The organism is Pseudomonas akapageensis, from assembly GCF_011355085.1.
In the GTDB taxonomy this organism is placed as follows: Bacteria; Pseudomonadota; Gammaproteobacteria; order Pseudomonadales; family Pseudomonadaceae; genus Aquipseudomonas; species Aquipseudomonas akapageensis.
In genome coordinates, this window is the sequence record NZ_VXCP01000005.1 from 61,909 (window position 1) to 87,228 (window position 25,320).

The following is a 25,320-nucleotide window of genomic DNA, read 5'->3' on the forward strand; positions in this document are numbered from 1 at the left end:
GTCATAAAGCCGCCCTGTGAGTCGTGAACGAGTCCAGTCTATCCGTGATGCACTCTGGCCACTGTGTCCTTCGGGCTTTCACCGAAAATCTTCTTATACTCAAGAGAGAATCTGCCGATGTGGTTAAAGCCCACGTCTAGTGCTATAGAGGCGATCGTTCTCCTGGGGTAGGTTTTGAGCAGTTCCTGCCGCGCCTTGTCCAACCTGATTTTTTTCAAATAGTCGATCGGTGTGGTGCCTACAAAGTCCTTGAATTCCGCACAAAATTTTGCCGGTGTCACACCAGACATTCGCCGCACAGCATCAAGGCATATTTTATCGAAAAAGTGTTCTTCAATATAACGCTTGGGCCTGGCGATGCGCTCTGGAAGCGTTATTGAAACTTTTTTGGCTATTTCATCAGAGTAGTTATTTTCCTGGGTCATCAGAAGAGTACGGATCAAACTCAATTCCCAGTCCGCACCAACACCCGGAAAACCAACAATGCTGCCTTCACTGGACATTTCGCTAAGATAGTATCTGGTCGCGCGCCACCAGGAGCTCGCCTGGGGACTCCCGATAGGCATCTCCATGCTGAATACCAAAGGTCGTTCAATCGGCCGACAAACCAGACGCTGGAGTTCGCGGTACATCAACTCGCGGTTGATCGTGACGAAAACCGAGGAGCACTCGCGATCGAGATCTATAATCAGTTCGCGCCCGGGTGAGAGTACCAGCCCTGTGCTGGGCTCGGATAATGTACTTGCACCTGCCGTTCGAACCGTTTGGCTACCGCGTAGTGGCAGGCTGACACTGAAATGTTCCATACCAGTGCCCAAATGTACGGAAACGGGTGCGCCATATTCCAAATAGCCCAAGGTCATTTCCTTGGTGGCCTTGGCATGACCGGAGTATTCAAAACGCAAATTTCGCTTTTCACGAACATCCATATCGTGATCGCCACAAAAGCTACGCATGAACTGCAAGACAGAATCAGGATTATCGTCGATGACTTTGACGGTTTGTTTTTTATTGAAGAAGTCTACATACGTCACTTTCAGCTCCTCCTCTCCGCCGCCAGGCTCGCCGGCCGGCCTCAGCTCGCCAAGGGCGAGTTGACGAGTTTCAATCAGATCGGCCACTGCTGCGCCAGCAGGATACTGGCACAGTAGGCTCTTTTTTTTCACAGATCCAGTACTAGCACCGAGCCATGTTTGGCGCGAGAGACGCAGATTAACATCTGGTCGCCACGCGCTCTGTCTGCGGCAGACAGGTAAAAGTCCCGATGATCGATTTCGCCGCTGATGACGGTCGTAAGGCAGGTACCGCAGATTCCCTGTTCACAGTTGAGTGGACATTCAACACCGTGCTCGCCGATAACCTCCACGATGCTTTTATCCGAAGGCACAATCAGCTCGCCCCCTGAACGAGCAAGCTGCAGAGTGAAGGCCTCTTCATCACCGGTGGGCTGTATCGCAGGTGCAGCAAAATACTCTTTGTGCAAGACAGTATCCGGACGCGCTTGTGCAGCAACGCAAACCGCATCCATGAACCCTACCGATCCACACAAATAGATATGGCTTCCAGGGCTCAAACTACCCATCAGCTTCTCTGCATCAAACCGCGGCTCATCAGGGCAATCCCCGCGATACAGAACCACTCTTTCGGCAAAGGGGGCCTGGGAGAGTTCAGTTAAAAAAGGCGTCCTCGCCGTTGATCGCGTAACGAAATGGAGGACATAAGGTATGCCCTTCGCTTCAAGACTCCTGGCCATCGCCAGTAGCGGTGTAATTCCAATACCCCCTGCGATCAGAATGATCGGGGCCGAGCATGCCTCCAGCGGGAAGGCGTTTCTTGGCGCACCGATCCTCAGACGCATGCCAGCTTCGACGACATCATGCATCCATCGTGAACCACCTCGTCCTTCCTCCTCTCGCAACACGGCGATTACATAGCGATGGCGCTCACGATCATCATTGAGTAACGAGTACTGTCGCGTCGCTCCTTCCGGGGTGTGAACATCGATGTGAGCCCCGGCAGAGAAGCATGGAAGCAAGTCGCCGTCCGGGCTAACCAACTCGAACGAGCGAATCGCTTCTGCTTCGTCCCTAACTTTGCTGACTATGAGCTCTCTAACATCATTCATAATGAATTCCCCTTTTGCGATCTGCCTTGGCGACCAAATGGCCTGACAGTGGGTAGGCCTCGCCAGGCTTACTTCCTCCAGGCTCGGGGACGAAGCAAGGGCGCCTCGCAGAGACCATGCAAATAGGCGATTCGAATCACCGCCTCGCTGCGCGTAGGTTTTCTGAAGCCGTCATCGATACGCTGCGGCCCCCAACCCGAGCCTCGCCAAAGCCCGACGGTATTCAACAGACATACGATCTGCCGGAATATGGACTTCGTCTCTCAAATCAAGTGGGAGGTCATGTGGGCACTGGGCTTCAACCTGAGGTGAATCCTCGCTATTGACCTGTTTATTGAAGGCGCGGACAGCCTCCGCAGACATCTGCCTACTTTCATCGAGAACTACCTGAAACACCTTGGACTTGCCGGAAGAAATCGGACTGACGATATCGTACACCCGATAAATATGACCCGTTCCAGGGTTGAATACTTTTACACTCGAGGCAAAAGGAAGTGTAAGTTCGTACTCATAGACCGCATCTTGGTACGCAGGCCCTTCAGAGCCACCGCCGACGTACCGAGTTTGCTCTACAATATCAGTCTTGAACGAGAGTGTTTGTTCCGTGACAACAACATCATAGGGAGCGATATCGGTTGCAGGCCCGCCAAAGGAGTTCTTGTGAAGAAACGGCACGTGCGCAATATCATTAAAATTCTCCACACGTCGACCGGCTGAGGCATTGATAACGTAAGAAGGACTACTAATGACGTTACCCGAACCATCTTCGAGTGATGGCCAATTAGGTAGATCAGTCTTTGCTTCATCTGCCATGCACACCCAGATTAACCCGTAGCGCTCCTCGCATTTGTAGGTGCGAAGACGAAGTTTTTTAGGAATCGGGGAGCCTTTTGCCAAGGCAGGAATCCCCACACAAGTGCCCTCCCCGTTGTATTCAAAACCGTGAAAGCCACAGACCAGTTTGCCATCGCGAACCTCACCGAGGCTGAGTTGTCCACCTCGATGCATGCAAACGTCCCTGGCCGCACTGACGCCCTCTTCTGTCCGAAACAGAACCATAGGCATATCCAGCAAATAAACTCTCACGGGCGAATCGGTAATCTCTGCAGATTCAGCAACGGGGTGCCAATACGAAGACAAAATCTGCCAGTCCGACTCACTGAAAGTACAATTTCGGGGCAGCTCAACGTTGGCTGCCTCGGTTTTTGCTATGAGTGACATAGAACTATTCCTCCTTTCTTAACTATCAGCAGCGGGCTGACGAAGAATTACAGGCCATCGAAAATAGAGTAATCAAGCTGCCAGGAAGGCAAGGCTGTGTTTTTCGCCGAACAGACGCAATCAAGGGTGTGATTTGATCGCCCCGCAGTACACGGGAGGTGGGAGAAAATTGAAGCATGCAGGCCAGGCACCGAGCGAGTGGCGAGGCTGTATTGATGAGTGGACATGGGAACACCCGTAAGTTCTTATTGTTGTTATTCAGATTGAGCCGACTCAATCCCGTTACAATCCATTTCAACGCCCTTCCGGTGCGTCGTGACAAATCAGACCAGTGACAAATGACGCTAAAATTGTAAAAATTACAGCACTCACTCAAAAATCATATCGAACAATTGCACTGGTAGCGCTTTGGTTCGTATCAAAAGCCGAAGTACTCTTGATACCGTATTTATCACTCCAGTATTCATACTCAATACCCACAAATAAATGTCGCCGCTCATACCCCAGCAACCTTCCCAAGTCATACTTGACTTGAGGATTGAAGTGCACGTAGGAATGATAGTTGCCTTTATTATTGACCACCCAATCCGCGTAACCATCGATAACAACATCTGATTTGCCAATCGGTATGGTATACGACCAAACCGGAGTGATTTGGTACCGCCCAGAAGGCTCATTACCACCATCAGGTTTACGGTAGTAAGTATTGAGCAGGAAATAATCGAAACCCGGCAGCTTTAGATCAAAACCAGGGCCTATCAGATAATTGACCTGATCATCGTAGCCTTTGACATCATTTTTATCCCACTCAACCGTGGTAGCCAACAATACATCCGAGACAGGCCCAAATGAAATTTTCTGATTTGAAATTTTACCAAAAGAAAACCTCGTACTGAACTCCCCATAGTTAGCGCTATGCCCGTCACCTGGTTCACTTGCACCGTTATACCAATAGGTATCAATAAAGGTGTAGATATCACCCCACGTCCAGTTGCTGGCATGCTCAAACGTTACGGTTTGCTGAATTGACGGATCAACCTTGAAGTTCTTGCCATAGGCATAAGTCAAGCTCTCCCCATGCCAGAGCAACGGGCCGTCAGCGGCAGCGGAACCTACCCACAATGCCGCGGCTAGCACCGCGCCCTTGGCTAATAATGTTCCCATTTACTTATCCTATTCGAGTAATTATAAGCGCGACGCAATCGCCACGTGACAAGATTTAACAACGGCAGGGAGAGCCAAAAACCACCATATTAATTTTTAAACTATCTTTTCTTTACAATCTCCTATTCTCCAAAAACAAAAGGTGTTTCGTAGTCGTGAGTCAGGTCGGACAAAAAACAAGTTGAGTGAAAGCCGCGGGCACGGATTAAAAAAGCCAAGTCGACCTGAGCCAAAGGGAGGTCTTCCGCGGTGTTCCGTGACTATTCTCGCGAGCGGGTCCGATCCAGGCTATCCAAAAGCCTGGCCTGAACTATCCAATTTTTCTCCCGGGAAAATCGTGTCGTGGGGCAGCCAACAAAGGATGGAAATGGATAGCTAAAGCGCCAGATGTGGATTGAGGTGCCTCTGCACAATCCCTTCAATCTGAAAGGGACAAAAACCATAAAGAGGATTTCCTCATGAGCCACAGCCCCTTCTCCCCACGGCCTGACAAATTCCACAATACCTTGTACCTGCCGACCGCCTTACACAAGGATGGTGCCATGGGCCAGCCTGGTCGAACTCAAGCCAACGGAGGACCGCTGTGATGAAAACAGTCGCCCAGCTGTTGGCGCAAAAGCCAGATAAGCATGTACACACCGTATCTCCAGAGACGACCGTACTGGAGGCAGTGAGTTTAATGAGTGAAAAAAATGTCGGCGCGTTGCCGGTTTTGCGCAATAACGAATTGGTGGGCATCGTCAGCGAACGCGATTACGCGCGAAAGATTGTATTAAAGGGTCGCTCTTCCTTCGCTACGTCAGTCTGCGCCATCATGACGGAGGCAGTGGTCATTATATTGCCTGTGCAGACCATCAGGGATTGTATGGCGCTGATGACCGAACACCGCCTACGGCATCTGCCGGTGATGCACAACGGACAACTCGTAGGCCTTTTATCTATCGGCGACCTGATCAAGGAAACCATTGCCGAGCAGGCCGCGCTGATCCACCAACTCGAATGCTACATAAGAGGGGAATAAACTATCGATGGAAGAACAAGCAAATGTTTATCCCACACCCCACCTGAACTCGCACAAGGCTTCGCCCTGATTTCTAAGTCATGGATAGACTGTCGAGCAGATTCGGATAGACGCTGGCATAACGATAAGCGACCTTGTCACCTCTGCCGCTATTACGACAATTGAGTTCGAGTTCAGGTGGCAGGTGTAAACAATTTGCCTCCTAAAAGTTCAATCCGTTGAGTCAGGATTCAAACATGATCAAATCTCGTGCTGCCGTTGCATTTGCTCCAAACCAGCCACTGGAAATCGTTGAAGTAGACGTGGCCTTGCCGAGAGCGGGTGAAGTGCTGGTCAGAATCGTTGCCAGTGGGGTTTGCCACACGGATGCTTATACACTGTCGGGGGCGGATCCAGAGGGTATTTTCCCCTCGATCCTGGGGCACGAGGGCGCCGGCATCGTAGAGGCTATTGGTGCAGGCGTGACCTCTGTCGAAATTGGTGATCATGTAATCCCCCTGTACACGGCAGAGTGTAGAGTTTGTAAATTCTGCACTTCCGGAAAAACAAACCTCTGCCAGGCTATCCGAACCACCCAAGGTAAAGGGCTCATGCCAGATGGTTCATCTCGCTTCTCGTACAAGGGAAACCCTATTTACCACTATATGGGGACGTCAACTTTTTCCGAGTACACCGTTTTACCAGAAATCTCTCTGGCAAAAATTCCAAAGTCAGCTCCATTGGAAAAAGTCTGTCTGCTGGGTTGTGGCATCACAACCGGCATAGGCGCTGTATTGAATTCTGCAAACGTTGAAGCGGGCGCCACGGTGGCGATCTTTGGTCTGGGTGGCATTGGCTTATCTGCGGTTATCGGTGCGAAGATGGCGCAGGCACAGCGGATCATCGCTATCGACATTAACCCTGATAAATTTCAGATTGCAAAAGACCTTGGTGCAACCGATTTTATCAACCCCAAAGACTACGATCGCCCCATACAAGATGTCATCGTAGACATGACTCACGGTGGCGTGGACTACTCCTTTGAATGCATCGGCAATGTTGAACTCATGCGTGCTGCATTGGAGTGCTGTCATAAAGGCTGGGGTGAATCCATTATCATTGGAGTTGCAGCTGCTGGCAAAGAGATCAGCACCCGGCCTTTCCAGCTCGTCACTGGCCGAGTATGGCGCGGTAGCGCTTTTGGCGGGGTAAAGGGGCGCACCGAGTTACCAAGCTATGTTGCAAAAGCCGAGTCCGGTGAAATACCTCTGGACACATTCATCACGCATACGATGCCACTGGATGATATCAACAAGGCATTTGAATTGATGCGCTCAGGTGAAAGCATCAGAACTGTTATTCACTTCTAATAGCAACTATTTTTCCGCGATGTACCGTTGAAAACAACCCAAACCAGGAGAGCAAAATGTCTGTATTTACTCACGTAACAGTTGGTACCCAGAACCTTGAAGAAGCACGGAAATTCTATGATCAGGTTCTGGCCAAAATTGGTTTGAAGCGCCTCGCTGACCTTGGTGAAAACGGCTCTATCTGGGGTCAAGACAAGCCTTCGTTTTTCGTTCTTAAACCTGCGAATGGACAGCCGGCTTCCGTAGGCAACGGCGTGACAATCAGCTTTAACGCGCCAAATCGTACTGCGGTAAAAGCCTTCCACGAAGCAGCGCTTGCTCTGGGAGCGAAAGACGAAGGGGCTGTAGGCGAACGCGCTTGGGCACCCAATGCATTCGCGGCTTACGCGCGTGATCTGGATGGCAACAAGTTGGCTGTTTATTCCTTCTCGGAAGAATAAGCTCAGGCGCGGCTGCTACGCCCAGCCGCGCTTTGCCTCACGGCTCTCGAACAGAAATGATCAGGTCGCCTGGATACGCCGCATCAAAGCGGCAGTGCTGCGTGGCCAACCCACGCGGCCAAACCACGCACCGCCAGCGATCGCAGTCGTTATAACCAGGCCATACACCACGAACGCTACGCCTTGCGCAATGAAGACGTGCACCAGGTCTGCACCCCAACGCAAGGCAAGCCATCCGCCGAGGCCGGCCACCCCCAGGCGTGCGAGGTTTCCCGTCACAGGCCAGAACAGGCGCCCAGCCCCTTGCGATGCGAAATGCAGAACCTGCCCCAGGCCGAAGAAACCGTACAACGGTCCGACTATCTGCAGGTATTGGGTTCCGGCTTCCAGCATGGCGGGCTCGTTGCCGAACAACATCAGCCAGGACCGTGGGAAGATCGCCGCTGACAGACCGATCGTTTCGGTGATCGCAAACGTTATCGCGGCGCCAACCCACGCGGCTTTGAGGGCGCGAGCCCGGTCGCCGGCACCGATGCAGGTACCGACCATGGCCAACAGCGGCGCGCCAAAGCCGAATGCCAGCGGCACCAGCAAGTACTCAAGGCGTGCGGCAGTGCCGTACCCCGCAATCGCGTCCGGGCCGAATTGCCCCGACAGCGCCGTCGCGATGCCAATCGACAGGTTAGTGGACACCGTTGCAATCATGCCGACCATGCCAATGCGCAGGATGTCGCGAAACAGTGGCCAGCGAAGCCGTACGCTCGTCAGCTTCGGCTTGAGCAGGCTGCGCGGTGAGCGCAGGTACATCCACAGCGCCAGCGTACCGCCGAGATAGTAAAGGAGCAGCGCCGCAGCACCGCCGGCAATGCCCATGCCGGGAATCGGCCCCCAGCCGAAGATGAGCAAGGGTGACAGCGGGATAAGCACGACAGCACCTGCGACCGTTACATTGGCGGGCACTGCCATGTTGCCGGTACCCCGGATCACCGCTGACAGTGCGTTGAAAAGCCATACCAGCACGGCACCTGCAAATACCCAGTGCGAGTAGACCAACGCCGCCTCAAGCGACGCCCCGGTGCCCCCCATCTGCGCATACAGCCAGCGACCTCCCAGCAGGAGCGTCACCGTGAATGCAAGGCCGAAGCCAAGCGCGATGACCATTGCGTGGAGTACCAGCGCATCCGCGTCATCGCGGCGTTGCGAGCCGAGGGCTCGCGCAATCGAGGACGCGATGCCGCCGCCAATTGCGCCCGCGGAACTCATCTGCATCAGCATGACAATCGGAAATACCAGGGCCATGGCGGCCAGCGCATCGCCGCCAAGCTTGCCTACAAACCAGGTTTCGATGAGGCCGACGGAGGCCTGCACGATCATTACCATCACGTTAGGCGCCGCCAGTCGCAGGACGGTTGGCACAATAGGCGCCTCCAGCAATAGGCGTGTGCGCGGATCAACAGCAGTCATGCATTTCCCCTTGTACGTTTTATTGTTCGGGCATTGACCTCCATTGGAGCGTTGCAAGTGGCATGAGTAAAATGAAGTGTTGAAATTTCACGTATTCGTGGCGTGCATACCAAAAGCCACCTTCACGCCGGCTCGGAGACCGCACAATCCTTTATCTGCTCACGCAACCATTTCAAACCTGGATCGGCATCGAACCGAGCATGCCAGTAGGCAATCAATTCGGGTTCGGGGAAGTCCACCGGCGGCTGGTGGCAACTGAGGCCGAACGCTTGGGCGAAAACCCGTGCAATCGGCCCCGGCAGATTGCAGATATAACCCGTCTGCGAAGCGATCACCGGCATCGCCATGAAGTTCTGCACCAGTACACCGATACGACGAGCCAGCCCCTGGGCCTGTAAGGTCGCGTCGATGATGTTGCCCTCCCTCTGGTGCATTTCGATCATCACCTGCGGTCGCTCCAGGTAGAGGTCGAGCGGAAAGCGTCCGGGCGGCAAGCCTTCGCGCTGCCAGATCAGCGTGAGCAGCGAAACCGTGGTGATCGGCTCCTCGCGCAGCACAGCACCCAGCGCCAAGGGTGTGTTGATGACCAGATCGATTTCACCGTTCTCCAGCAGCAGTGGCAAGGCATCGCTGGGCGGCAGCGGCACCACCTCGATCATCACCCCCGGCGCCTCACGGGCGATGTGCTGGATCAGCTTCGGCAGGATCAGGAACTCAACGAAATCGCCGGAGGCAATTCGGAACTTGCGTTGCGCGGCAGCCGGCACGAAGGGTGCGGAGCCTTGCAGCACTTCGTCCAGGCGGCTCAGGGCCTCACGCACCGGGCCGATCAGTTCGGCCGCGCGCGTGGTCGGCACCAGGCCATTGCGTCCAGTGACAAAGAGTTCATCGCCCAGACGCTCGCGCAGTCGCCGCAAGGCATGGCTCACCGCCGGCTGACTGAGCGCCAGGCGCTCACCGGCGCGCGTGACGTTCTGCGTCTCCCACAGGGTGGCGAAGACCACCAGCAGGTTCAGATCGAGGGTACGCGTATTCAGATTGTGCATGCCTGAAATTCTACCTATTCATTTCCCTCACTGTAGAGATTTTGATGTAGTGGCTCAACCGTTCCCTGTGTGCAAGAGCCCAAGCATGAATAACAACAAACCCCTGCAGATGGGTTGGTTCATTCCAACCATTGGCGATACCACGGCCTTCAGCGATCCGAGCAAAAGCATCCCGAATTCCCTCGAACATTTCGAGCGGGTTGCCATCGCCGCCGAACAGGCCGGGTTCGATTACGCACTGGTCCCAGTCACGCCCTTCTGCTGGGATGCCTGGGTAACCGCCTCGTTCCTGATCGCCCGTACCCAGAAGCTCAAAGCCTTGATCGCGGTCAAGCCCGGCTTCATCCACCCGGTCGCCCAGGCCAAGATGTTTTCCACCTTCGACCAACTGTCCAAAGGTCGCATCTACATCAACCTGATCGCCGGTCTCAGCGAGAAAGACGCCTATGCCGAGGGGCAGATCGTTTCCAAGGAAGCGCGCTACGAGCAGCTGGAGGAAGAAGTCGAGCTGATGAAGCGCCTGTGGACCGAGGAAGGCGTGGAATACGAAGGCAAGTACCACCAGGCACACGGCCCGAAAGTCATACCCGGCCCCTACCAGCAACCCCACCCGCCGTTCTTCCTCGGCGGTGGTTCGGAGCATGCCGCAGAAATTTCCGCCAAGCACTCCGCCGTACACCTGTTCTGGGGCGACTACCCGGAGCGCATCGCCGAACAGATCAAGGAAATGCGCGAGCGGGCTGCCAAATATGGCCGGGGCGAAGAAATCGAGTTCGCCATGCGCCTGCAGATCATCTGCAGGGAAACCGAAGAGGAAGCCTGGGCTGCGGCAGATACCCTGGTCAACGGTGCCGATCAGGCCTGGACCGAACAGGTCAAGACCATGATGGCCGAGTCGGTTGCCAACCAGCGCATGAAAGAGCTCTCCAGGACCGCCGGCCGCAAGATGACCCCGCACCTGTGGACCGGCATCACCGAAGTGCGCCCCGGTGCCGGTATTGCCGTGGTCGGCAATCCGCAGCAGGTCGCCGACCAGTTGCTGGCATTCGTCGATGCCGGCTGCAGCGGTTTCTGCCTTTCCGGCTACCCGCATCACGAAGAAGCAGAACGCTTCGGCCGCCTGGTCATGCCGCTGCTTAAGCGCTGAGCCACTGCACTCCTGTCCAATAACAATCAGCCGCCGGCACGCCCGGCGGTATCTGGAGTCCCCATTGATGAACACCAGCCACTTCGATCCCAAGCAGTTCCGCCAGGCGCTCGGCGCCTTCACCACCGGGGTGACCATCGTCACCACCCGCGGCCCGGATGGTCAGGATTACGGATTGACCGCCAACAGCTTCAATTCGGTATCGATCGACCCGCCGATGGTGCTGTGGAGCATCAACAAGGACTCCTCGTCGGCCCACGCCTTCACCGAAGGCTCGCACTTCGCCGTGCACATCCTGGCAACCGATCAGGAGCCGCTGTCCAACCGCTTCGCCAAAAGCGGCGCTGACAAGTTCACCGGTCTCGACCTGCAACGCGGCCCCAGCGAAATTCCGCTGCTGGATGGCTGCTCGGCGCGCTTCCAGTGCAGGACCACCTATCAGTACGAGGGTGGTGACCACATCATCCTGGTCGGTGAAGTGCTGGCATTCGACCGCTTCGACAAGGCGCCGCTGGTGTTCCACAGCGGCGGCTACCGACGCCTGGTGCCTGCCGCCGCGCAGAGCCGGGAAAATGTCATCTATGGCGAAAACTGGCTCGGCTTCCTCCTCGGTCGCGCCTATTACCAACTGCAATTGCCGATTCGCCAGCAGTTGAACGCCATGGGCATGCAGGACCAGGACTTCGAGCTGCTGGGCATCCTCAGTTTCAGCGAAGGCCGGACTCTGGGCGAGCTGACCCAACTGTTCGAGTTCACCGGCAAGGTGCTGGGCGAACAACAGCTGGCGCTCTGGCTGCACAAGGAGCTGCTGACACTGGAAGACAATCGCGTGCTGTTCACCGCCAAGGGCCGGCAACTGGCCATCCAGTGGCTGGCCTTCGCCAAGGCCGCCGAGATGACAGCGCTGGAAGCGCTGTCTTTCGACGAGGCGCAGCAACTCAAACTGCTGATCGGCCGCGTCATCCAGCACACCGGCGCTGAACTGCCGGCGCACTGGCGCAAGGAAAACATCTGGCAGGACAACAACCTCTGGCAGCAACCCGACACCATCGTTTCGGCGCGCTAACGCAGCACCGCGCGGCGACCTGTACGCCGCGCGGACTCGATGTCTAGAACAAGTCCAGGAGGTCATCGTCGATGACGAGCACAACCACCATCAAAGCCACGGCCACGCCCTGCGCCGCACGAATGCTGCCCAGCCGTGGCCAAGCCAACTATGCCCTCGGCGTGCTGCTGCTGGCCTACGTCTTCTCGATCATGGACCGGCAGGTCCTCAGCCTGCTGGTCGGGCCCATCCAGCAATCGTTGCACGTCAACGACACCTGGATGGGCATGCTCCATGGCTTCACGTTCGCTGCCTTCTACTCCCTGGCTGGCCTGCCGATCGCCCGCCTGATCGACCGCGGCAACCGCCGAACCATCATCGCTACCGGCATTGGCCTGTGGTGCCTGGCCACAGCCGCCAGCGGCCTGGCCACAGAGTTCTGGCATTTGCTGCTGGCACGGGTCGGCGTGGCGGTTGGCGAAGCCGTGCTGCTGCCGGGCGCCGTGTCGCTGATCAGCGACCTGTTCGTGCCGCAGAAACGCGGCCGCGCACTCGGCGTGTTTGGCGCCGGTGGCCCGGTCGGCGTTGGCGGCGGTCTGCTTGCCACCGGCCTGGTACTTGGCTACTTCAGCGCCCATCCACTGACGCTGCCCTTGCTCGGCACCCTGGCACCCTGGCAGACCACGCTGATGTCGATCGGCCTGCCGGGCCTGTTTATTCTGATGCTGATGTTCGGCGTGCCGGAGCCGCGACAGAATCGTGCTGGACGGATCACCAAGGCTTCAGCCCCGCCGGCGGTGCCGATGAGGGAAGTGCTGGCCTTTGTGCGCACAAACCGGCGCACCTTCTTCACCATCATCATCGGCATGGGCTGCTACAACGCCGCGGTGTACGGCGGCGGCGCCTGGGTACCCAGCTACCTGGTCCGCGCGTTCGGCTGGAGTTACGCCGAGGCCGGCACAGTGATGGGGCTGATCATGTGCGTCAGCTCGCCCCTGAGTGTTATCGGCTTCAGCTGGCTGGGTGATTACTGGCGCCGTCGTGGCGTGGCCAATGGCAACCTGCGCGTCGCTATCATCGCCAGTATCGTCCTGCCGTTGTGCGCCACGCCGCTTCTGCTGGCCCCCAGTGCCCCATTGGCGCTGCCGTTCCTGGCCCTGACCGCGGCCCTCTGGGTCAGCCTGTTCGGCATCGGCCCGGCGTTGATCGTCGAAGTAGCGCCTGCCCCCATGCGCGGACAGTTCATCGCCCTGTATACCGGCGTGCTCAATCTGCTGGGTGTCGGCATTGGTCCGGTTGCGGTGGGTGCAATCACCGACTACGTGCTGGTCGACCGCGCCGCCATTGGCTACTCGCTCCTGATCGTCACCCTGATTGCCTGCGTCCTGGCGTGCCCGCTGTTCCTGCTCGCCCGCCACAGCTTCAAGCAAACCGCCCTGCTGGCCCGCGACTGGCAGCCCGCTACCGCGACCTGACACCTCCACAAGAAAGAGAACGCTCATGAACACTATCAAAGGCAGCTGCCTGTGCGGCGGCATCCATTACTCCAGCCATCTGCAGCCACTGTCCACCGCGGTCTGCCATTGCAGCGACTGCCAGAAACAGTCCGGCAGTGCCTTCTCGGTCAACCTGCTGATGCCAGCCGATGGCTTCAAAGTCGAGGGCGCGAGTCTCGGTTGCTATACCAAGGCCGGCGGTAGCGGCCTGCCGGTCAAGCGCTACTTCTGCACCGGCTGCGGCTCGGCCCTGTATTCCGATATCGCCACGATGCCCGGCGTATTGGCGGTCAAGGCCGGCACCCTGGCCTATCCGGCCAGCGCCACGCCGAACCTGCACCTGTGGTGCGCTTCAGCGCAGCCCTGGGTCGTCATCGACCGCACGCTGCCATGCTTCGAGCAGACCCCCACCGAGTGACAACCTCACGGACCGGCTGACGGCAAGCTGCAGCCGGTCGTGCACGAGACCATCCCCATGATCAAAGACGCACACTGCGCCGCCCCCGTCAGCGTACCCCGACAACTGCTGACCCGCCTGCAGACCCTCGCCCCCGGGTTGATGGTCAGCCTGGCGATCGCCATGGCCTCGGCTTTCATCGCCGATCACTACGGCGGTCCCACGCTGCTCTACGCCTTGCTTTTTGGAATGGCTTGCCACTTCCTGAGCGAGGACAGCCGCTGCCTGCCGGGCATAGAGTTCACCTCACGGACGATTCTGCGCATAGGTGTCGCCTTGCTGGGCGCGCGTATAACGCTGGAGCAGATCGGTTCGCTGGGTCTGGAAACGGTTCTGGCCGCCGTGTTTGCGGTCACCGCGACCATTCTTGTCGGCTGGACAAGTGCTCGCCTGCTGAACCTGCGTGCCGACTTCGGCGTGCTGACCGGTGGCGCCGTCGCCATTTGTGGCGCTTCGGCGGCCCTGGCGATTTCCGCCGTGCTGCCCAAGCATGAGAACAGCGAGCGCGATACGTTGCTGACAGTGGTGGGTGTCACGGGACTCTCGACGGTGGCGATGATCACTTATCCAATCATCGGCAAACTGCTGGGTCTGTCGCCTGAACACACCGGGATCTTTCTGGGTGGCACCATTCATGACGTGGCGCAGGTGGTCGGTGCCGGCTACATGATTTCTCCAGCCACCGGTGATATCGCCACTGTTGTGAAGCTGCTGCGCGTGGCACTGCTTGTGCCTGCGGTCGTGGTGGTTGCCTGGTTGTTCCGCCGTCAGCAGAGCACCCAGGCCGATAGCGGGCGGCGGATACCTCTCGTCCCGGGATTCCTGGTGGCTTTCATCTGCCTGGTCGCGGTCAACAGCAGTGGTTTCCTGCCCGCCTCAGTGGCCGGCGCAATGAGCGAAACGTCGCGTGGTTGCCTGGTGATCGCCATCGCCGCGCTGGGGTTGAAAACTTCACTGCAAAAACTCGCTTCAGTTGGCTGGCGCCCGATCGCCTTGCTGGTGGGCGAGACACTGTTCCTCGCAGTACTGGTGATTGGCCTTCTTTACCTGGGTCGATGAACCGAAGTCACCCTGCGCCATACCGGCTCAATCGGCCAATCCCAACTCCTTGGCCCGCACCACCGCCTGGGTGCGCCGGGCGACGCCCAGTTTGGTGTTGACGCGCTGGGCATGGGTCTTGACGGTATGCAGCGAGATGAACAGCGTGTCAGCGATTTGCTGATTGGAATAACCCTTGGCGATCAGTTTCAGCACATCGCGCTCGCGACGGGTCAGCAGCGTTTGCGGCGCGCCTTGCGGACCGCCGGTTTCGCCGCCCCAGCGCATCAGAGTCGGATTGCGCAGGGCGAAGTCGCGCTCGACGGTCACCAGGCCCATTTGCCGGGCCATGGCCAGTGCATCGCGCATCACCTGCTTGGCCTGATCCGTTCTGTTGGTCTCATAAAGGCCTTCGGCCAGGATCAGGCCCACTTCACAGGCCAGAGGTCGCCGCCCCTCCTCCAGGGTCTGGCGATGCATGACGCAGAGCGCTTCCACGGTTTGATTTTCTGCACCACCGGCCAGTTGTGCCTGCAACAGCAACAGGCGCAGTCGCAGGTGCAGGTCGGGCATCCCGTAGGGTGAGAACCGCATCGCTTGCCTGGGAAGTTCGAGCAAGGCCGTTTCTGCCTGGGCCCAGCGCCCCTGGCGCAACAAGAGTCGAGCCTTGACCTTGATCAGCGGCCCTTGATACATGGGCACACTCACGTGAGCGACCTGCAGCAGGCGCTCGGCATGGGCAATGCGGGAAAAGCCGCTGGCGAAATCGCCGAACAGGCCGTCCAGTTCGGCCAGCCCCAGGTGGCCCCAGAATTCCACTGGGTCGGCGCAATCGCGGCATTCCTGCAATCCGGCCTGAAAGCACGCCTGGGCCTCGTCAAAGTGCCCCCGTTGCAGATGCAGTGCGCCACGGCGTAACTGGACACGTGCACGGATGGGGCTGGGCTCTTCGTTCCAGGCAATCGACAGCTCGTGATAGAGCTGCTTGAGAAGGGTTTCGCCACGCAGGAGTTCTCCGCGCAGTTCCAGCAGTTTCACATGGCTCAAGGCGAAAATGCTTTCCATCGCCAGGCTCGCCAGCTCGCGTGCCTGTTTGATGCCGCGACGGTTGACTGCCTGAACCTCGTCGAAACGGCCTTCGATCAATGCCTGTTCGGCCTGCAGGGCACAACAGAACAAACGTTGCCCCCAGGCGTACTCGGGCAGCTCTTCGACGGCCTCTTGCAACAGGCTGCGAGCCTGTTCGGCGGTGCCCCGATGAAACGCCACGTTGGCGACAACCGCCTTCCATTGGGCGATCACATCCTGCTGGTACATCGCATTGGGTTGCGGCGTGAAACGCACCAGTTGCTCGACATACTCCCGGGCCTGGTCGAGCCGGCCACCGAGCAACTGTGCCCAGGCATTGAGCAGGACCAGACGTGGCGTACTGCTGAGCAATGAATCGGGCAGCTCGTTGCACCACTGGGTCAGCAGTGCCAGGCTGCGGCCTTGCAGGATATGGTCGCGGGTATAGTGCTGCATGAGGCTGGCGGCGACTTCGGGTTGATCGGCCTTGAGTGCATATTCCAGGGCACTGCGCACCTCGCCCTGGCTGACATGCCATTGGCAGGCATTGCGATAGACAGCCTTGGACATCGGCGCCGGCAGTTGTGCGGCCAGCAGCGGTGCAAGCATTGGAAACACCCTGAAGCGCTTGCTCTCGGTGCCGGTCGGTTCGATGAACAATCCGCACGCGATCAATTGCTCAAGCAACTGACCGCCTTCGCCCACCCCAAGCAGTTGCTCGCAGAGCGCCGCATCGAAATCGTGCAGATGCGCCAGGGAAAAAAGTGCGTACTGCCAATCGTCCGGCAAATCAAAGAGCACTTCACTCTTCATGTAGTCCGCCAGCATGGCGTCATTGCGCTCGACAGACGCTGGCTGCCCCGACGCAACCCCCAACAGGCGCAAGCGAACCCCGGCACACCATCCCTGCGAGGTGGCGTACAGCTCACCGATAGCGGTCCTCGGCCACTGCTGCCCGCCGGACTTCAGCAATTGCTCGACTTCGTTTTCGCTGAACGCAAGTTCGGCAGCGTCGAGTTCGAACAACTCCCCTTCCAGCAACAGCCGCGCCAGTTGCATCTGCGGACGGCGGCGGCTGGCGATCCACCATTGGGTTCGATGCCTGGAAGACAGGATCAGATCATTGAGCAGGCTGTCGAGCGGGCTGTCCGGCAAGCGCGGATAGTTGTCCAGAAAGATCCACAAGGGTTGTTCAAGGCTTTCCAGCGCAGTGACGATGGCGTGTTTGTCGGCACTGGCGGCAGCCAGTGCGTACGCCAGGCGCTGCAACCACGCATCAGGCTGTTTGTGCCGGTCTTGCAGGTCCAGATAGATCAGCCGCGTACCGGCGGGACAGCGCTGCGCACACTCGCCGAGAATCACGCTTTTGCCACTGCCCGCGGGGGCGCAGAGCATGCGCAGACGGCAATCGGCTTGCAGCAATGCGTCGCAAAGGCGCGGCCGGGGCAAATGACCCCGGGGCAGGCGCAGAGACTCGGAGGGCATGCCGTAGTCGTTCAAAACGTTTGGCATCAATGCACTCATTCGATCAGCAGGTCAGGTAGATCATCGTTACAGAGACAGGCCCGCTCCTGCAACTTTCCACAAAAAAAAGGGCGGCTGGTGAGCCGCCCAAAACACGGAGAGACGTGTATCTACCGCGTTTAGCGAACCCCAGCCTGACGCAATGCCGCCGGAGTATAACTGGTGGCCGATGCCGTGGCACCGAACTCGATGCTGCGCGCTTCCTCGTTCTTCAAGCCCAGTACCGAATAACGACCGGCCTGCAGGTCATAGAGTGTCTCGGCGGTATAGGCCGGGACTTGCTTGTTGTAATACTGCTGGGCATGCCCTTCCCCGACGCGCCAGAGCTGACCGCGGCCGTCATAGTGGTCCACTTCGGCCACCTGCCAGGTATCCTCGTCGAAATACATGTGCCGCTTCGCATAGATGTGACGCTCGTTGGGCTTGACCGTGGCCACGACCTCCCAGACCCGGTGCAACTCATAGCGGGTCAGGTCCTGGTTGATATGCCCGGCCTTGAGGATGTCGGCGTACTTCAGGTTCGGCGAATCGAGCTTGTAGCTGTTGTAGGGGATGTACAGTTCCTTCTTGCCGACCAGCTCCCAGTTGTAGCGGTCGGTCGCGCCGGCAAACATGTCATAGTTGTCGGCCGTGGCCAGGCCATCGGCAGCCGTGGCCGGGCCGTCATAGGCCACTTGCGGCGCACGGCGCACGCGGCGCTGCCCTGCGTTGTACAGCCAGGCCAGGCGTGGTTCCTTGACCTGGTCGATGGTTTCGTGGAGCAGCAGCACATTGCCGGCCAGGCGTGCCGGTGCCGTCACTTTCTGCATGAAGTAGAACAGGATGTTGTCAGCCTTGCTCTTGTCCAGGTCTGGCAGCTCTTGCGGATAAGAGATTTCCTCATCCAGCTGAATCATGTTGAAGCTGCCGTCGGCCAGTGGCTGCACGCGGGTCCCCAGGCGCTTGACGTTGCCGCCGCGGTAGCGGGTGATGTGGTTCCAGACCACTTCGACGCCGCTCCTGGGCATGGGGAACGCGTAATAGTGGCTGTCGGCAAAGCCGGTGAGCCCGTTACCGCCATCGACCATGTCGGTATTAATGGCGCTGGCCTTGATGACCGAATAGATCTTGTCGGGCAAGGCTGCGGTGCGGTGCGTGGTGTACACCGGAATCTTGTAAGTGTCCGGGTAGCGTTTGAACAGCGCCAGCTGGCCTTCAGTCAGCTTGTCCTTGTATTTCTCGGCAGTGGCCGCAGTGATGACGAACAAGGGCTTTTCGCCAGCGAAGGGATCGCTGAGAAAGCCTTTACTGTCCACGGTACCGGCGGTGGTGGGCAGGCCGCCGGTCCAGGCCGGGATGCTGCCGTCAGCGTTGCCGGCCTTGATTGCGCCCATGGGGGTCAGGGTGGTGCCCAGCTGTGCAGCCTGATCGGCCGGCACTTTTGCCATGACGGCGGTAGCCAGCAGGGACAGTGCCAGGGCGCCGGTTTGCAGCAGCGTCTTTGTTGTTTTCATTGGCATGATCGCTCGTGTGATTACAGACTGCTTAGAAGTTCACGCCGAAACTGAGCGCGACAAAATCGCGGTCGGTCGAGGTGTTGTAGGTGCCACCGAAGAAGTCGGTGTAGGCAAGGCTTGCGGTGTAGGTGTTGCGGTAGTCGGCATCCAGGGCCAGGCTGGCCGCCTTGGCGCCCTCGGTGAACAGGCCGTTGGGGCCATAACCGTTGACGTCATGGGACCAGGCAATGCTTGGCTTGAGGTTGATGCCGGCAAAGACGTTGTTGTAGTCCCAGATGGCGCGGGCGCGGTAACCCCAGGCCGTGCTGGTGGCGTAGCCGTCGTCTTCGCAGAAGCGGGTCAGGTTCTTGCCATTGGCGCCGACCGTGCCCAGGTTGAGTTGCCGGCAGGTATTGATCGCGCCACCCGCACTGGCCGGCAATGGGCCCTGGCCGAACACTGAATCGCGACCATAGCGGGCCTCGGAGCTGTCTTCCAGGCCGCCGATGTGCACCACGCCCACTTCCCCCACCAGGGTCAGGCGTTCGGCGCCCATGACCTGGTCGAAGAAATGCGTCATCGTGGTCTGGAACTGGGTGATTTCCTTGCGGCGATAGCCATGCAGGTCCTGCCCAGGGGTAGCCTGGAGCAGCGAGGCATTGGGGAATACCGGGCCGCCCAGCGGCCCGACACCGGCAAACAAGACATCCTGGGTATTCAACTGCACCGGTGCATTGGGCCGGTAGCTGACCTCGCCCTGCCAGGCGGTTCCATCCCCCAGCGTGGTGGAGAAGCTCAAGCCATACAGATGGATATCTTCCGGGTACTCCATGAAGTAGCTGGAGTTGGCCGCCACCGCTATCGGCTGCAAGGCCGCGGCGGGACCTGTGAGGACCGCGCGGGCGGAATTGAACACCTGCTGGTTGGCCGCCGTGGCGCTGAAGAACGGCAGGCGACTGTGGTAGTTCATGTAATAGCCGCCGAACTCGGTACCCAGGGCATCGGACATGTAGCGCAAGGCCAGGCCGTACTGACCGTCATTGTCGGCCTTGCGGTCCGGACCACGGGGTACCAGCACGCCTTCTTCGTCGATGTTGGCGCCGAAGAACTGCTGCAATGCTGCGACCCCGTTCGCCGGTAGCGCGGAGCGCTTGGACAGTACCCGCATGTTGTTGGTGCAACCGTCGGCCACCACGTCCGGCTGGGCGAAGAAGGTGCCGCAGTTGTCGACCACTGTCTGGTCCCATTCCAGCTGGTAGAAGGCTTCGGTCGACAGGTTGTCGGTCAGGCTCTGGGACACGAAGAACATGTTGACCGGGATCAAGCCTTCCTTGACCTCGGCACCGGGCCGGCGAAACGCGGCAGCATCGACCGGGTTGATCGAGTTGATGCTGTTCTGGATGAAGGTACTCTCGCCCCAGCTGACCACCTGCTTGCCCAGGCGCACGGAACCCGGCTGTTCGGCAATCTGGTAATTCTGGTAGACGAAGGCATCGAGGATCTGGCTGCCGGCGGACTTGGCGCCTTCCACCCGCCCGCTATCGGAGATGTCCTTGAACGGACGGCTTTCATCCTTGAGTTCGAAGTCGTACCAGTACTTGCCACGCACGAACACGCCGGTGTCGCCGTACTTCAGCTCCAGGTCATGAATACCCTTGAAAATCTTGGAGAAGGTTTCGCCCTTCTTGAAGTTCAGGTGACCGTCGTCGGAAGTCTGCGCAAGCCCGTTGCCGCCGTTGTTGCCACCGATCAGGTCCTGATCGGCATTGCGCACCGACCAGCTGGCGCCGATCGACAGCGAGGAATCGAACTGCCCCTCGATCTCCCCTACATTGAAATTGACCGCATGGGCCGGGGCTGCGATGCAGCACGCAATCGCGAATGCCAGGGCATGGGGACGCAGGTTGGTGTTGGTTCTTATTGTTTTCATTTGGCCTTTCCGGAGTGGACTGCTGCTCGGGGGGCCAAAACTAATCAATCCCGGTGCTGGGGGTAACGGGATGATGTAGTGATTTTTTTTTGTCATACCTAGTAGTGATATCCGCAGCGCAGGCGTTGCCGTCGGTCGCGGCGGACACTCGGACAGTCGCTGTGAGCTAGTCTGCAAGTAAGCCCGCCCGGAGGTTCATCCGTGCCACCTGCCCAAGCGCAAAAAAACCAACGCGGCAAGGAAACCCGCCTTTTCCTGTTCCTGATCGCCTGCCTCTTTCCGTTGCTGTCAGTCGCCATCGTCGGCGGCTACGGCTTTCTTGTCTGGTTCATGCAAATGCTGCTGGGCCCTCCCGGGCCACCCAACTGATGGAACCTCTCTGACCTCCATTGGAGCCCGCAAATGGACGAGCCGCTGCATATCGCCAGCCTTCTGGTCCACGCCCGTCCCGAGTTGCTAGCGGCGGTGAAAGCCAATCTGCGCCTGTTGCCAGGCCTGGAGCTGCATCAGGAAAGTCCTCTCGGCAAGATGGTGGTGGTACTCGAGGCCGTGCACGAAAACCAGATCCTCGAGCGCATCGAACAGATCAGCAACGTGCCGGGCGTGCTCAACGCAGCGCTGATCTATCACGAACTCCTCGACCCCGCAGGAGATGTCGAATGAGCATGACACGCCGCGAATTCGCCAAGGCTCAGGCCGCCGCCATTGCCGCAGCCGCTGGCGGCCTGCCGATTTTCACCAGCGCCAGCAACCTGGTCACCGAAGCGGACATGGTCACCCTGGACTGGAACAAGGCGCCCTGCCGCTTCTGCGGCACCGGCTGTAGTGTGATGGTCGCCACCCGGGACAATCGCGTCGTTGCCACCCATGGCGACATCAAGGCCGAGGTCAACCGTGGCCTGAACTGCGTCAAGGGTTACTTCCTGTCCAAGATCATGTACGGCGTCGACCGCCTGACCCAGCCGCTGCTGCGCATGAAGAACGGTCAATACGACAAGCAGGGGGAATTCCAGGCGATCAGCTGGGAGCAGGCCTTCGATATCATGGAACAGAAGTACAAGGAGGCATTGAAAAACAAGGGCCCCGAATCCATCGGCATGTTCGGCTCGGGGCAATGGACGGTGTGGGAAGGCTATGCCGCCAACAAGCTGATGAAGGGCGGCTTTCGCAGCAACAACATCGACCCCAATGCGCGCCACTGCATGGCGTCGGCGGTAATGGGCTTCATGCGCACCTTTGGCGCGGATGAGCCGATGGGTTGCTACGACGACATCGAAGCCACCGACGCCTTCGTGCTCTGGGGCTCGAACATGGCCGAGATGCACCCGATCCTCTGGACCCGGGTCACTGACCGGCGCCTGAGCCAGCCCCACGTCAAGGTGGCGGTGTTGTCCACCTTCGAACATCGCAGCTTCGAACTGGCCGACATCCCCATGGTGTTCAAGCCGCAAACCGATCTGTATATCCTCAATTACATCGCCAACCACATCATCGAAAGCGGTGCGGTCAACCAGGATTTCATCAGCAAGCACACGCGATTCGCCAAGGGTGCCGACGACATCGGCTACGGGCTGCGCCCCGACAACCCGCTGGAAACCCGGGCCAAGAACGCCGACAAGGCCAACACCTGGACCGATATCTCGTACGAGCAGTTCGCCGCCTTCGTCAAACCCTACACCCTGGAACGCACCGCGAAAGAAACCGGAGTGTCGGCCGAACGGCTCAAGGCCCTGGCCGAGCTGTATGCCGACCCCAAGCGCAAGGTCGTGTCGTTCTGGACCATGGGCTTCAACCAGCACACCCGGGGGGTGTGGGCCAACAACCTGATCTACAACATCCACCTGCTCACCGGCAAGATCAGTGAGCCGGGCAACAGCCCCTTTTCCCTGACCGGACAACCCTCGGCCTGCGGTACCGCGCGCGAGGTCGGGACCTTCTCTCACCGCTTGCCCGCCGATCTGGTCGTGACCAATCCCAAGCACCGGGCCACCGCTGAAAAAATCTGGAAGCTGCCGGCCGGCACCGTCCAGGAAAAGGTCGGGTTTCACGCGGTGCAGCAGAGCCGCATGCTCAAGGACGGTGTGCTCAATGTGTACTGGACCCAGGCCAGCAACAACATGCAGGCCGGACCCAACATCATGCAGGAGGTGCTGCCGGGCTGGCGCCGCCCCGAGAACTTCGTGATCGTCTCCGATGTGTACCCCACCGTTTCCGCCCAGGCCGCCGACCTCATCCTGCCCAGCGCCATGTGGGTAGAGAAGGAAGGTGCCTTCGGCAATGCCGAACGCCGTACCCAGTTCTGGCATCAGTTGGTCAGCGCGCCGGGAGATGCCAGGTCGGATTTGTGGCAGTTGCTGGAGTTCTCCAAACGCTTCACCACCGATGAAGTCTGGCCCGCCGAGTTGCTGGCCAAGGCACCCGAGTACAAGGGCAAGACCCTCTTCGAGGTGCTGTTCAAAAATGGCCAGGTCGACCAGTTTCCGGTCGAGCAAATGGAGGTTGGTTACAAGAATGACGAAGCCAAGGCGTTTGGCTTCTACGTGCAAAAAGGCCTTTTCGAAGAGTACGCCCAGTTCGGTCGGGGCCACGGCCATGACCTTGCCGATTTCGATCGCTACCACAGCGAGCGTGGGCTGCGCTGGCCGGTGGTGGATGGCAAGGAAACCCTCTGGCGTTACCGCGAGGGGCTCGATCCTTATGTGGAGAAAGGCTCTGAAGTGCAGTTTTACGGCCAGCCGGACAAGAAGGCGATCATTTTCGCCCTCCCCTACGAGCCGCCTGCCGAAGCCCCGGATGCCGATTACCCGTTCTGGCTGAGCACTGGCCGGGTGCTCGAACATTGGCACACCGGCAGCATGACCCAACGCGTCGAGGAGCTGTACAAGGCCGTTCCCGATGCCCTGGTGTACATGCACCCGGAAGATGCCAGGGCCATGAATGCACGCCGTGGCAGTGAGGTGAAGTTGATCAGCCGGCGTGGCGAAATTCGTGCACGCATCGAAACCCGCGGCCGTAACAAACCGCCACGCGGCCTGGTGTTCGTGCCGTTTTTCGATGCCAACAAGCTGATCAACAAGGTCACGCTCGATGCCACCGACCCGATTTCCAAGCAGACCGACTACAAGAAGTGTGCGATCCGGATCGAGTTGATCAGCGTGGCCTGAGGAGACCCGTCATGCAATTTCGAATGTTGCCTCTGTTCTTGCTGGCCGCGATTGGCGTGGTGCTGGCCGCCGACATCGATTATCCACTCGATGCACCGGGGCCCGATGGACGTCGCCCCGGCGGTACCCTGACCCAGAGCATGCCGGCCCCGCCGATTGCCAACGACGAGAACCGGGACCTCAAGCGCGAACGCAACTACCCCGACCAGCCGCCGACCATCCCCCATAGCATTCGCGGCTATCAGCTCGACATGAATGGCAACAAGTGCCTGTCCTGTCACAGCCGGGCCAACAGCGCCAAGAGCCAGGCGACGGCGATCAGCATCACTCACTACATGGACCGCGACGGTCAGGCCCTGGCCGCGGTATCACCACGTCGTTATTTCTGTAACCAGTGCCATGTCGTGCAAAAAGAAGTGCAGCCGCTGGTGGGCAACAGCTTCGAGACCATCGACAAGATCCTGCAAGACGATGCCAACGCCGCGCAGAAACCCTGAGGAGGCGCCATGAAAGCACTGTTCGCCCTGCTCAAGGATTACTGGGGCATTCTGCGTCGTCCCAGTGTGTATTACAGCCTGGGCTTTCTGACGCTTGGCGGATTTATCGCCGGGATCATTTTCTGGGGGGGCTTCAACACCGCGCTCGAGCTGACCAACACGGAAAAGTTCTGCACGTCGTGCCACGAAATGCGTGACAACGTGTTCGTCGAATTGCAGGACACCATCCACTACACCAACCGTTCCGGTGTGCGCGCCAGTTGCCCGGACTGCCATGTGCCCCACGAATGGACGCACAAGATCGCGCGCAAGATGCAGGCATCCAAGGAGGTCTGGGGCAAGATCTTCGGCACCATCAACACCCGCGAGAAGTTCCTCGATCACCGTCGCGAACTGGCCGAGCACGAGTGGGCGCGACTCAAGGCCAACGACTCGCGCGAATGCCGCAATTGCCACAACTTCCAGTTCATGGACTTCACCCGCCAGGGCAAACGCGCCGCAGCCATGCATTCGACGTCCCTGGCCAGCGGCGAGGCGACCTGCATCGATTGCCACAAGGGCATCGCGCACAAGCTGCCGGACATGAGTGGAGTGAAGGGCTGGTAGTCAGTCCTCGCCCGCCTGGCCCGGCCTGAACCAGGCCCCGCAA

Annotated in this window: 22 protein-coding genes; 13 read left to right on the top strand and 9 right to left on the bottom strand. The window is 58.7% G+C overall.

Annotated features, from left to right (window positions below; all coding sequences use genetic code 11):
• Window positions 1-38: 38 nt before the first annotated feature.
• The 4 genes from F2S13_RS05265 to F2S13_RS05280 all read right to left on the bottom strand — a co-directional run bounded on the left by F2S13_RS05265 (window position 39) and on the right by F2S13_RS05280 (window position 4,510).
• A complete protein-coding gene (locus tag F2S13_RS05265) occupies window positions 39-1,121 on the bottom strand; it encodes an AraC family transcriptional regulator (protein ID WP_166359417.1) in 1,083 nt (360 codons plus the stop codon).
• Between the two features lie 41 nt (window positions 1,122-1,162).
• Window positions 1,163-2,125, bottom strand: coding sequence for a PDR/VanB family oxidoreductase (locus tag F2S13_RS05270; protein ID WP_166359418.1), 963 nt, complete (start codon window positions 2,123-2,125; stop codon window positions 1,163-1,165).
• Between the two features lie 171 nt (window positions 2,126-2,296).
• Window positions 2,297-3,346 carry an aromatic ring-hydroxylating oxygenase subunit alpha gene (locus tag F2S13_RS05275; RefSeq protein WP_166359419.1) on the bottom strand — a complete coding sequence of 350 codons (1,050 nt, stop codon included), beginning with the start codon at window positions 3,344-3,346 and terminating at the stop codon, window positions 2,297-2,299.
• A gap of 372 nt (window positions 3,347-3,718) precedes the next feature.
• Complete coding sequence (locus F2S13_RS05280; protein WP_166359420.1) at window positions 3,719-4,510, bottom strand: outer membrane protein OmpK; 792 nt, start codon at window positions 4,508-4,510, stop codon at window positions 3,719-3,721.
• A 586-nt stretch (window positions 4,511-5,096) separates the two neighbouring features.
• Here F2S13_RS05280 and F2S13_RS05285 point away from each other — a divergent pair.
• The 3 genes from F2S13_RS05285 to F2S13_RS05295 all read left to right on the top strand — a co-directional run bounded on the left by F2S13_RS05285 (window position 5,097) and on the right by F2S13_RS05295 (window position 7,320).
• Complete coding sequence (locus tag F2S13_RS05285; RefSeq protein WP_166359421.1) at window positions 5,097-5,531, top strand: CBS domain-containing protein; 435 nt, start codon at window positions 5,097-5,099, stop codon at window positions 5,529-5,531.
• A 236-nt stretch (window positions 5,532-5,767) separates the two neighbouring features.
• Window positions 5,768-6,880 (top strand): S-(hydroxymethyl)glutathione dehydrogenase/class III alcohol dehydrogenase, encoded by a 1,113-nt coding sequence (locus tag F2S13_RS05290; protein ID WP_166359422.1) that lies wholly within the window; start codon window positions 5,768-5,770, stop codon window positions 6,878-6,880.
• Between the two features lie 56 nt (window positions 6,881-6,936).
• Window positions 6,937-7,320 carry a VOC family protein gene (locus F2S13_RS05295; protein WP_166359423.1) on the top strand — a complete coding sequence of 128 codons (384 nt, stop codon included), beginning with the start codon at window positions 6,937-6,939 and terminating at the stop codon, window positions 7,318-7,320.
• A 60-nt stretch (window positions 7,321-7,380) separates the two neighbouring features.
• Here the strand turns inward: F2S13_RS05295 and F2S13_RS05300 are convergent, their stop codons facing one another.
• On the bottom strand, window positions 7,381-8,784 hold the full coding sequence (locus tag F2S13_RS05300; protein WP_166359424.1) for an MATE family efflux transporter: 1,404 nt from the start codon (window positions 8,782-8,784) through the stop codon (window positions 7,381-7,383).
• 122 nt (window positions 8,785-8,906) lie between these two features.
• Window positions 8,907-9,830 carry a LysR family transcriptional regulator gene (locus tag F2S13_RS05305; RefSeq protein ID WP_166359425.1) on the bottom strand — a complete coding sequence of 308 codons (924 nt, stop codon included), beginning with the start codon at window positions 9,828-9,830 and terminating at the stop codon, window positions 8,907-8,909.
• A gap of 85 nt (window positions 9,831-9,915) precedes the next feature.
• Here F2S13_RS05305 and F2S13_RS05310 point away from each other — a divergent pair, with 85 nt between their 5' ends.
• The 5 genes from F2S13_RS05310 (at window position 9,916) to F2S13_RS05330 (ending at window position 15,034) form a co-directional block, all read left to right on the top strand.
• Window positions 9,916-10,977 carry an LLM class flavin-dependent oxidoreductase gene (locus tag F2S13_RS05310; protein WP_166359426.1) on the top strand — a complete coding sequence of 354 codons (1,062 nt, stop codon included), beginning with the start codon at window positions 9,916-9,918 and terminating at the stop codon, window positions 10,975-10,977.
• A gap of 67 nt (window positions 10,978-11,044) precedes the next feature.
• Window positions 11,045-12,043 (top strand): flavin reductase family protein, encoded by a 999-nt coding sequence (locus F2S13_RS29335; protein WP_246237769.1) that lies wholly within the window; start codon window positions 11,045-11,047, stop codon window positions 12,041-12,043.
• A gap of 71 nt (window positions 12,044-12,114) precedes the next feature.
• Entirely contained in the window at window positions 12,115-13,497 is a 1,383-nt protein-coding gene (locus F2S13_RS05320) for an MFS transporter (RefSeq protein ID WP_166359427.1), read from the top strand.
• Window positions 13,498-13,522: 25 nt separating this feature from the next.
• Window positions 13,523-13,936 carry a GFA family protein gene (locus F2S13_RS05325; protein WP_166359428.1) on the top strand — a complete coding sequence of 138 codons (414 nt, stop codon included), beginning with the start codon at window positions 13,523-13,525 and terminating at the stop codon, window positions 13,934-13,936.
• A gap of 57 nt (window positions 13,937-13,993) precedes the next feature.
• Window positions 13,994-15,034, top strand: coding sequence for a YeiH family protein (locus F2S13_RS05330; protein ID WP_166359429.1), 1,041 nt, complete (start codon window positions 13,994-13,996; stop codon window positions 15,032-15,034).
• Between the two features lie 27 nt (window positions 15,035-15,061).
• Here F2S13_RS05330 and F2S13_RS29600 read toward each other — a convergent pair whose 3' ends face one another.
• The 3 genes from F2S13_RS29600 to F2S13_RS05345 form a co-directional block, all read right to left on the bottom strand.
• Window positions 15,062-17,593, bottom strand: coding sequence for a LuxR C-terminal-related transcriptional regulator (locus tag F2S13_RS29600; RefSeq protein ID WP_281354535.1), 2,532 nt, complete (start codon window positions 17,591-17,593; stop codon window positions 15,062-15,064).
• 131 nt (window positions 17,594-17,724) lie between these two features.
• The gene (locus tag F2S13_RS05340; protein ID WP_166359430.1) at window positions 17,725-19,098 is read right to left on the bottom strand and encodes a DUF1329 domain-containing protein; all 1,374 of its coding nucleotides are present in this window, start codon (window positions 19,096-19,098) and stop codon (window positions 17,725-17,727) included.
• 31 nt (window positions 19,099-19,129) lie between these two features.
• Window positions 19,130-21,010, bottom strand: coding sequence for a DUF1302 domain-containing protein (locus F2S13_RS05345; RefSeq protein ID WP_166359431.1), 1,881 nt, complete (start codon window positions 21,008-21,010; stop codon window positions 19,130-19,132).
• A gap of 201 nt (window positions 21,011-21,211) precedes the next feature.
• On the opposite strand from F2S13_RS05345, the gene napE reads away from it, so the two are divergent.
• From napE to F2S13_RS05370, 5 genes are read left to right on the top strand one after another with little or no spacing between them, the layout of a single operon-like run.
• A complete protein-coding gene (gene napE / locus F2S13_RS05350; protein WP_166359432.1) occupies window positions 21,212-21,379 on the top strand; it encodes a periplasmic nitrate reductase, NapE protein in 168 nt (55 codons plus the stop codon).
• Between the two features lie 33 nt (window positions 21,380-21,412).
• Window positions 21,413-21,673, top strand: coding sequence for a chaperone NapD (locus F2S13_RS05355; RefSeq protein ID WP_166359433.1), 261 nt, complete (start codon window positions 21,413-21,415; stop codon window positions 21,671-21,673).
• Entirely contained in the window at window positions 21,670-24,174 is a 2,505-nt protein-coding gene (gene napA, locus F2S13_RS05360) for a nitrate reductase catalytic subunit NapA (protein ID WP_166359434.1), read from the top strand. Before F2S13_RS05355 ends, napA begins: the two co-directional genes overlap by 4 nt.
• Before the next feature lie 11 nt (window positions 24,175-24,185).
• On the top strand, window positions 24,186-24,671 hold the full coding sequence (locus F2S13_RS05365) for a nitrate reductase cytochrome c-type subunit (RefSeq protein ID WP_166359435.1): 486 nt from the start codon (window positions 24,186-24,188) through the stop codon (window positions 24,669-24,671).
• A gap of 9 nt (window positions 24,672-24,680) precedes the next feature.
• A complete protein-coding gene (locus tag F2S13_RS05370) occupies window positions 24,681-25,277 on the top strand; it encodes a cytochrome c3 family protein (protein WP_166359436.1) in 597 nt (198 codons plus the stop codon).
• Window positions 25,278-25,320 lie beyond the last annotated feature (43 nt).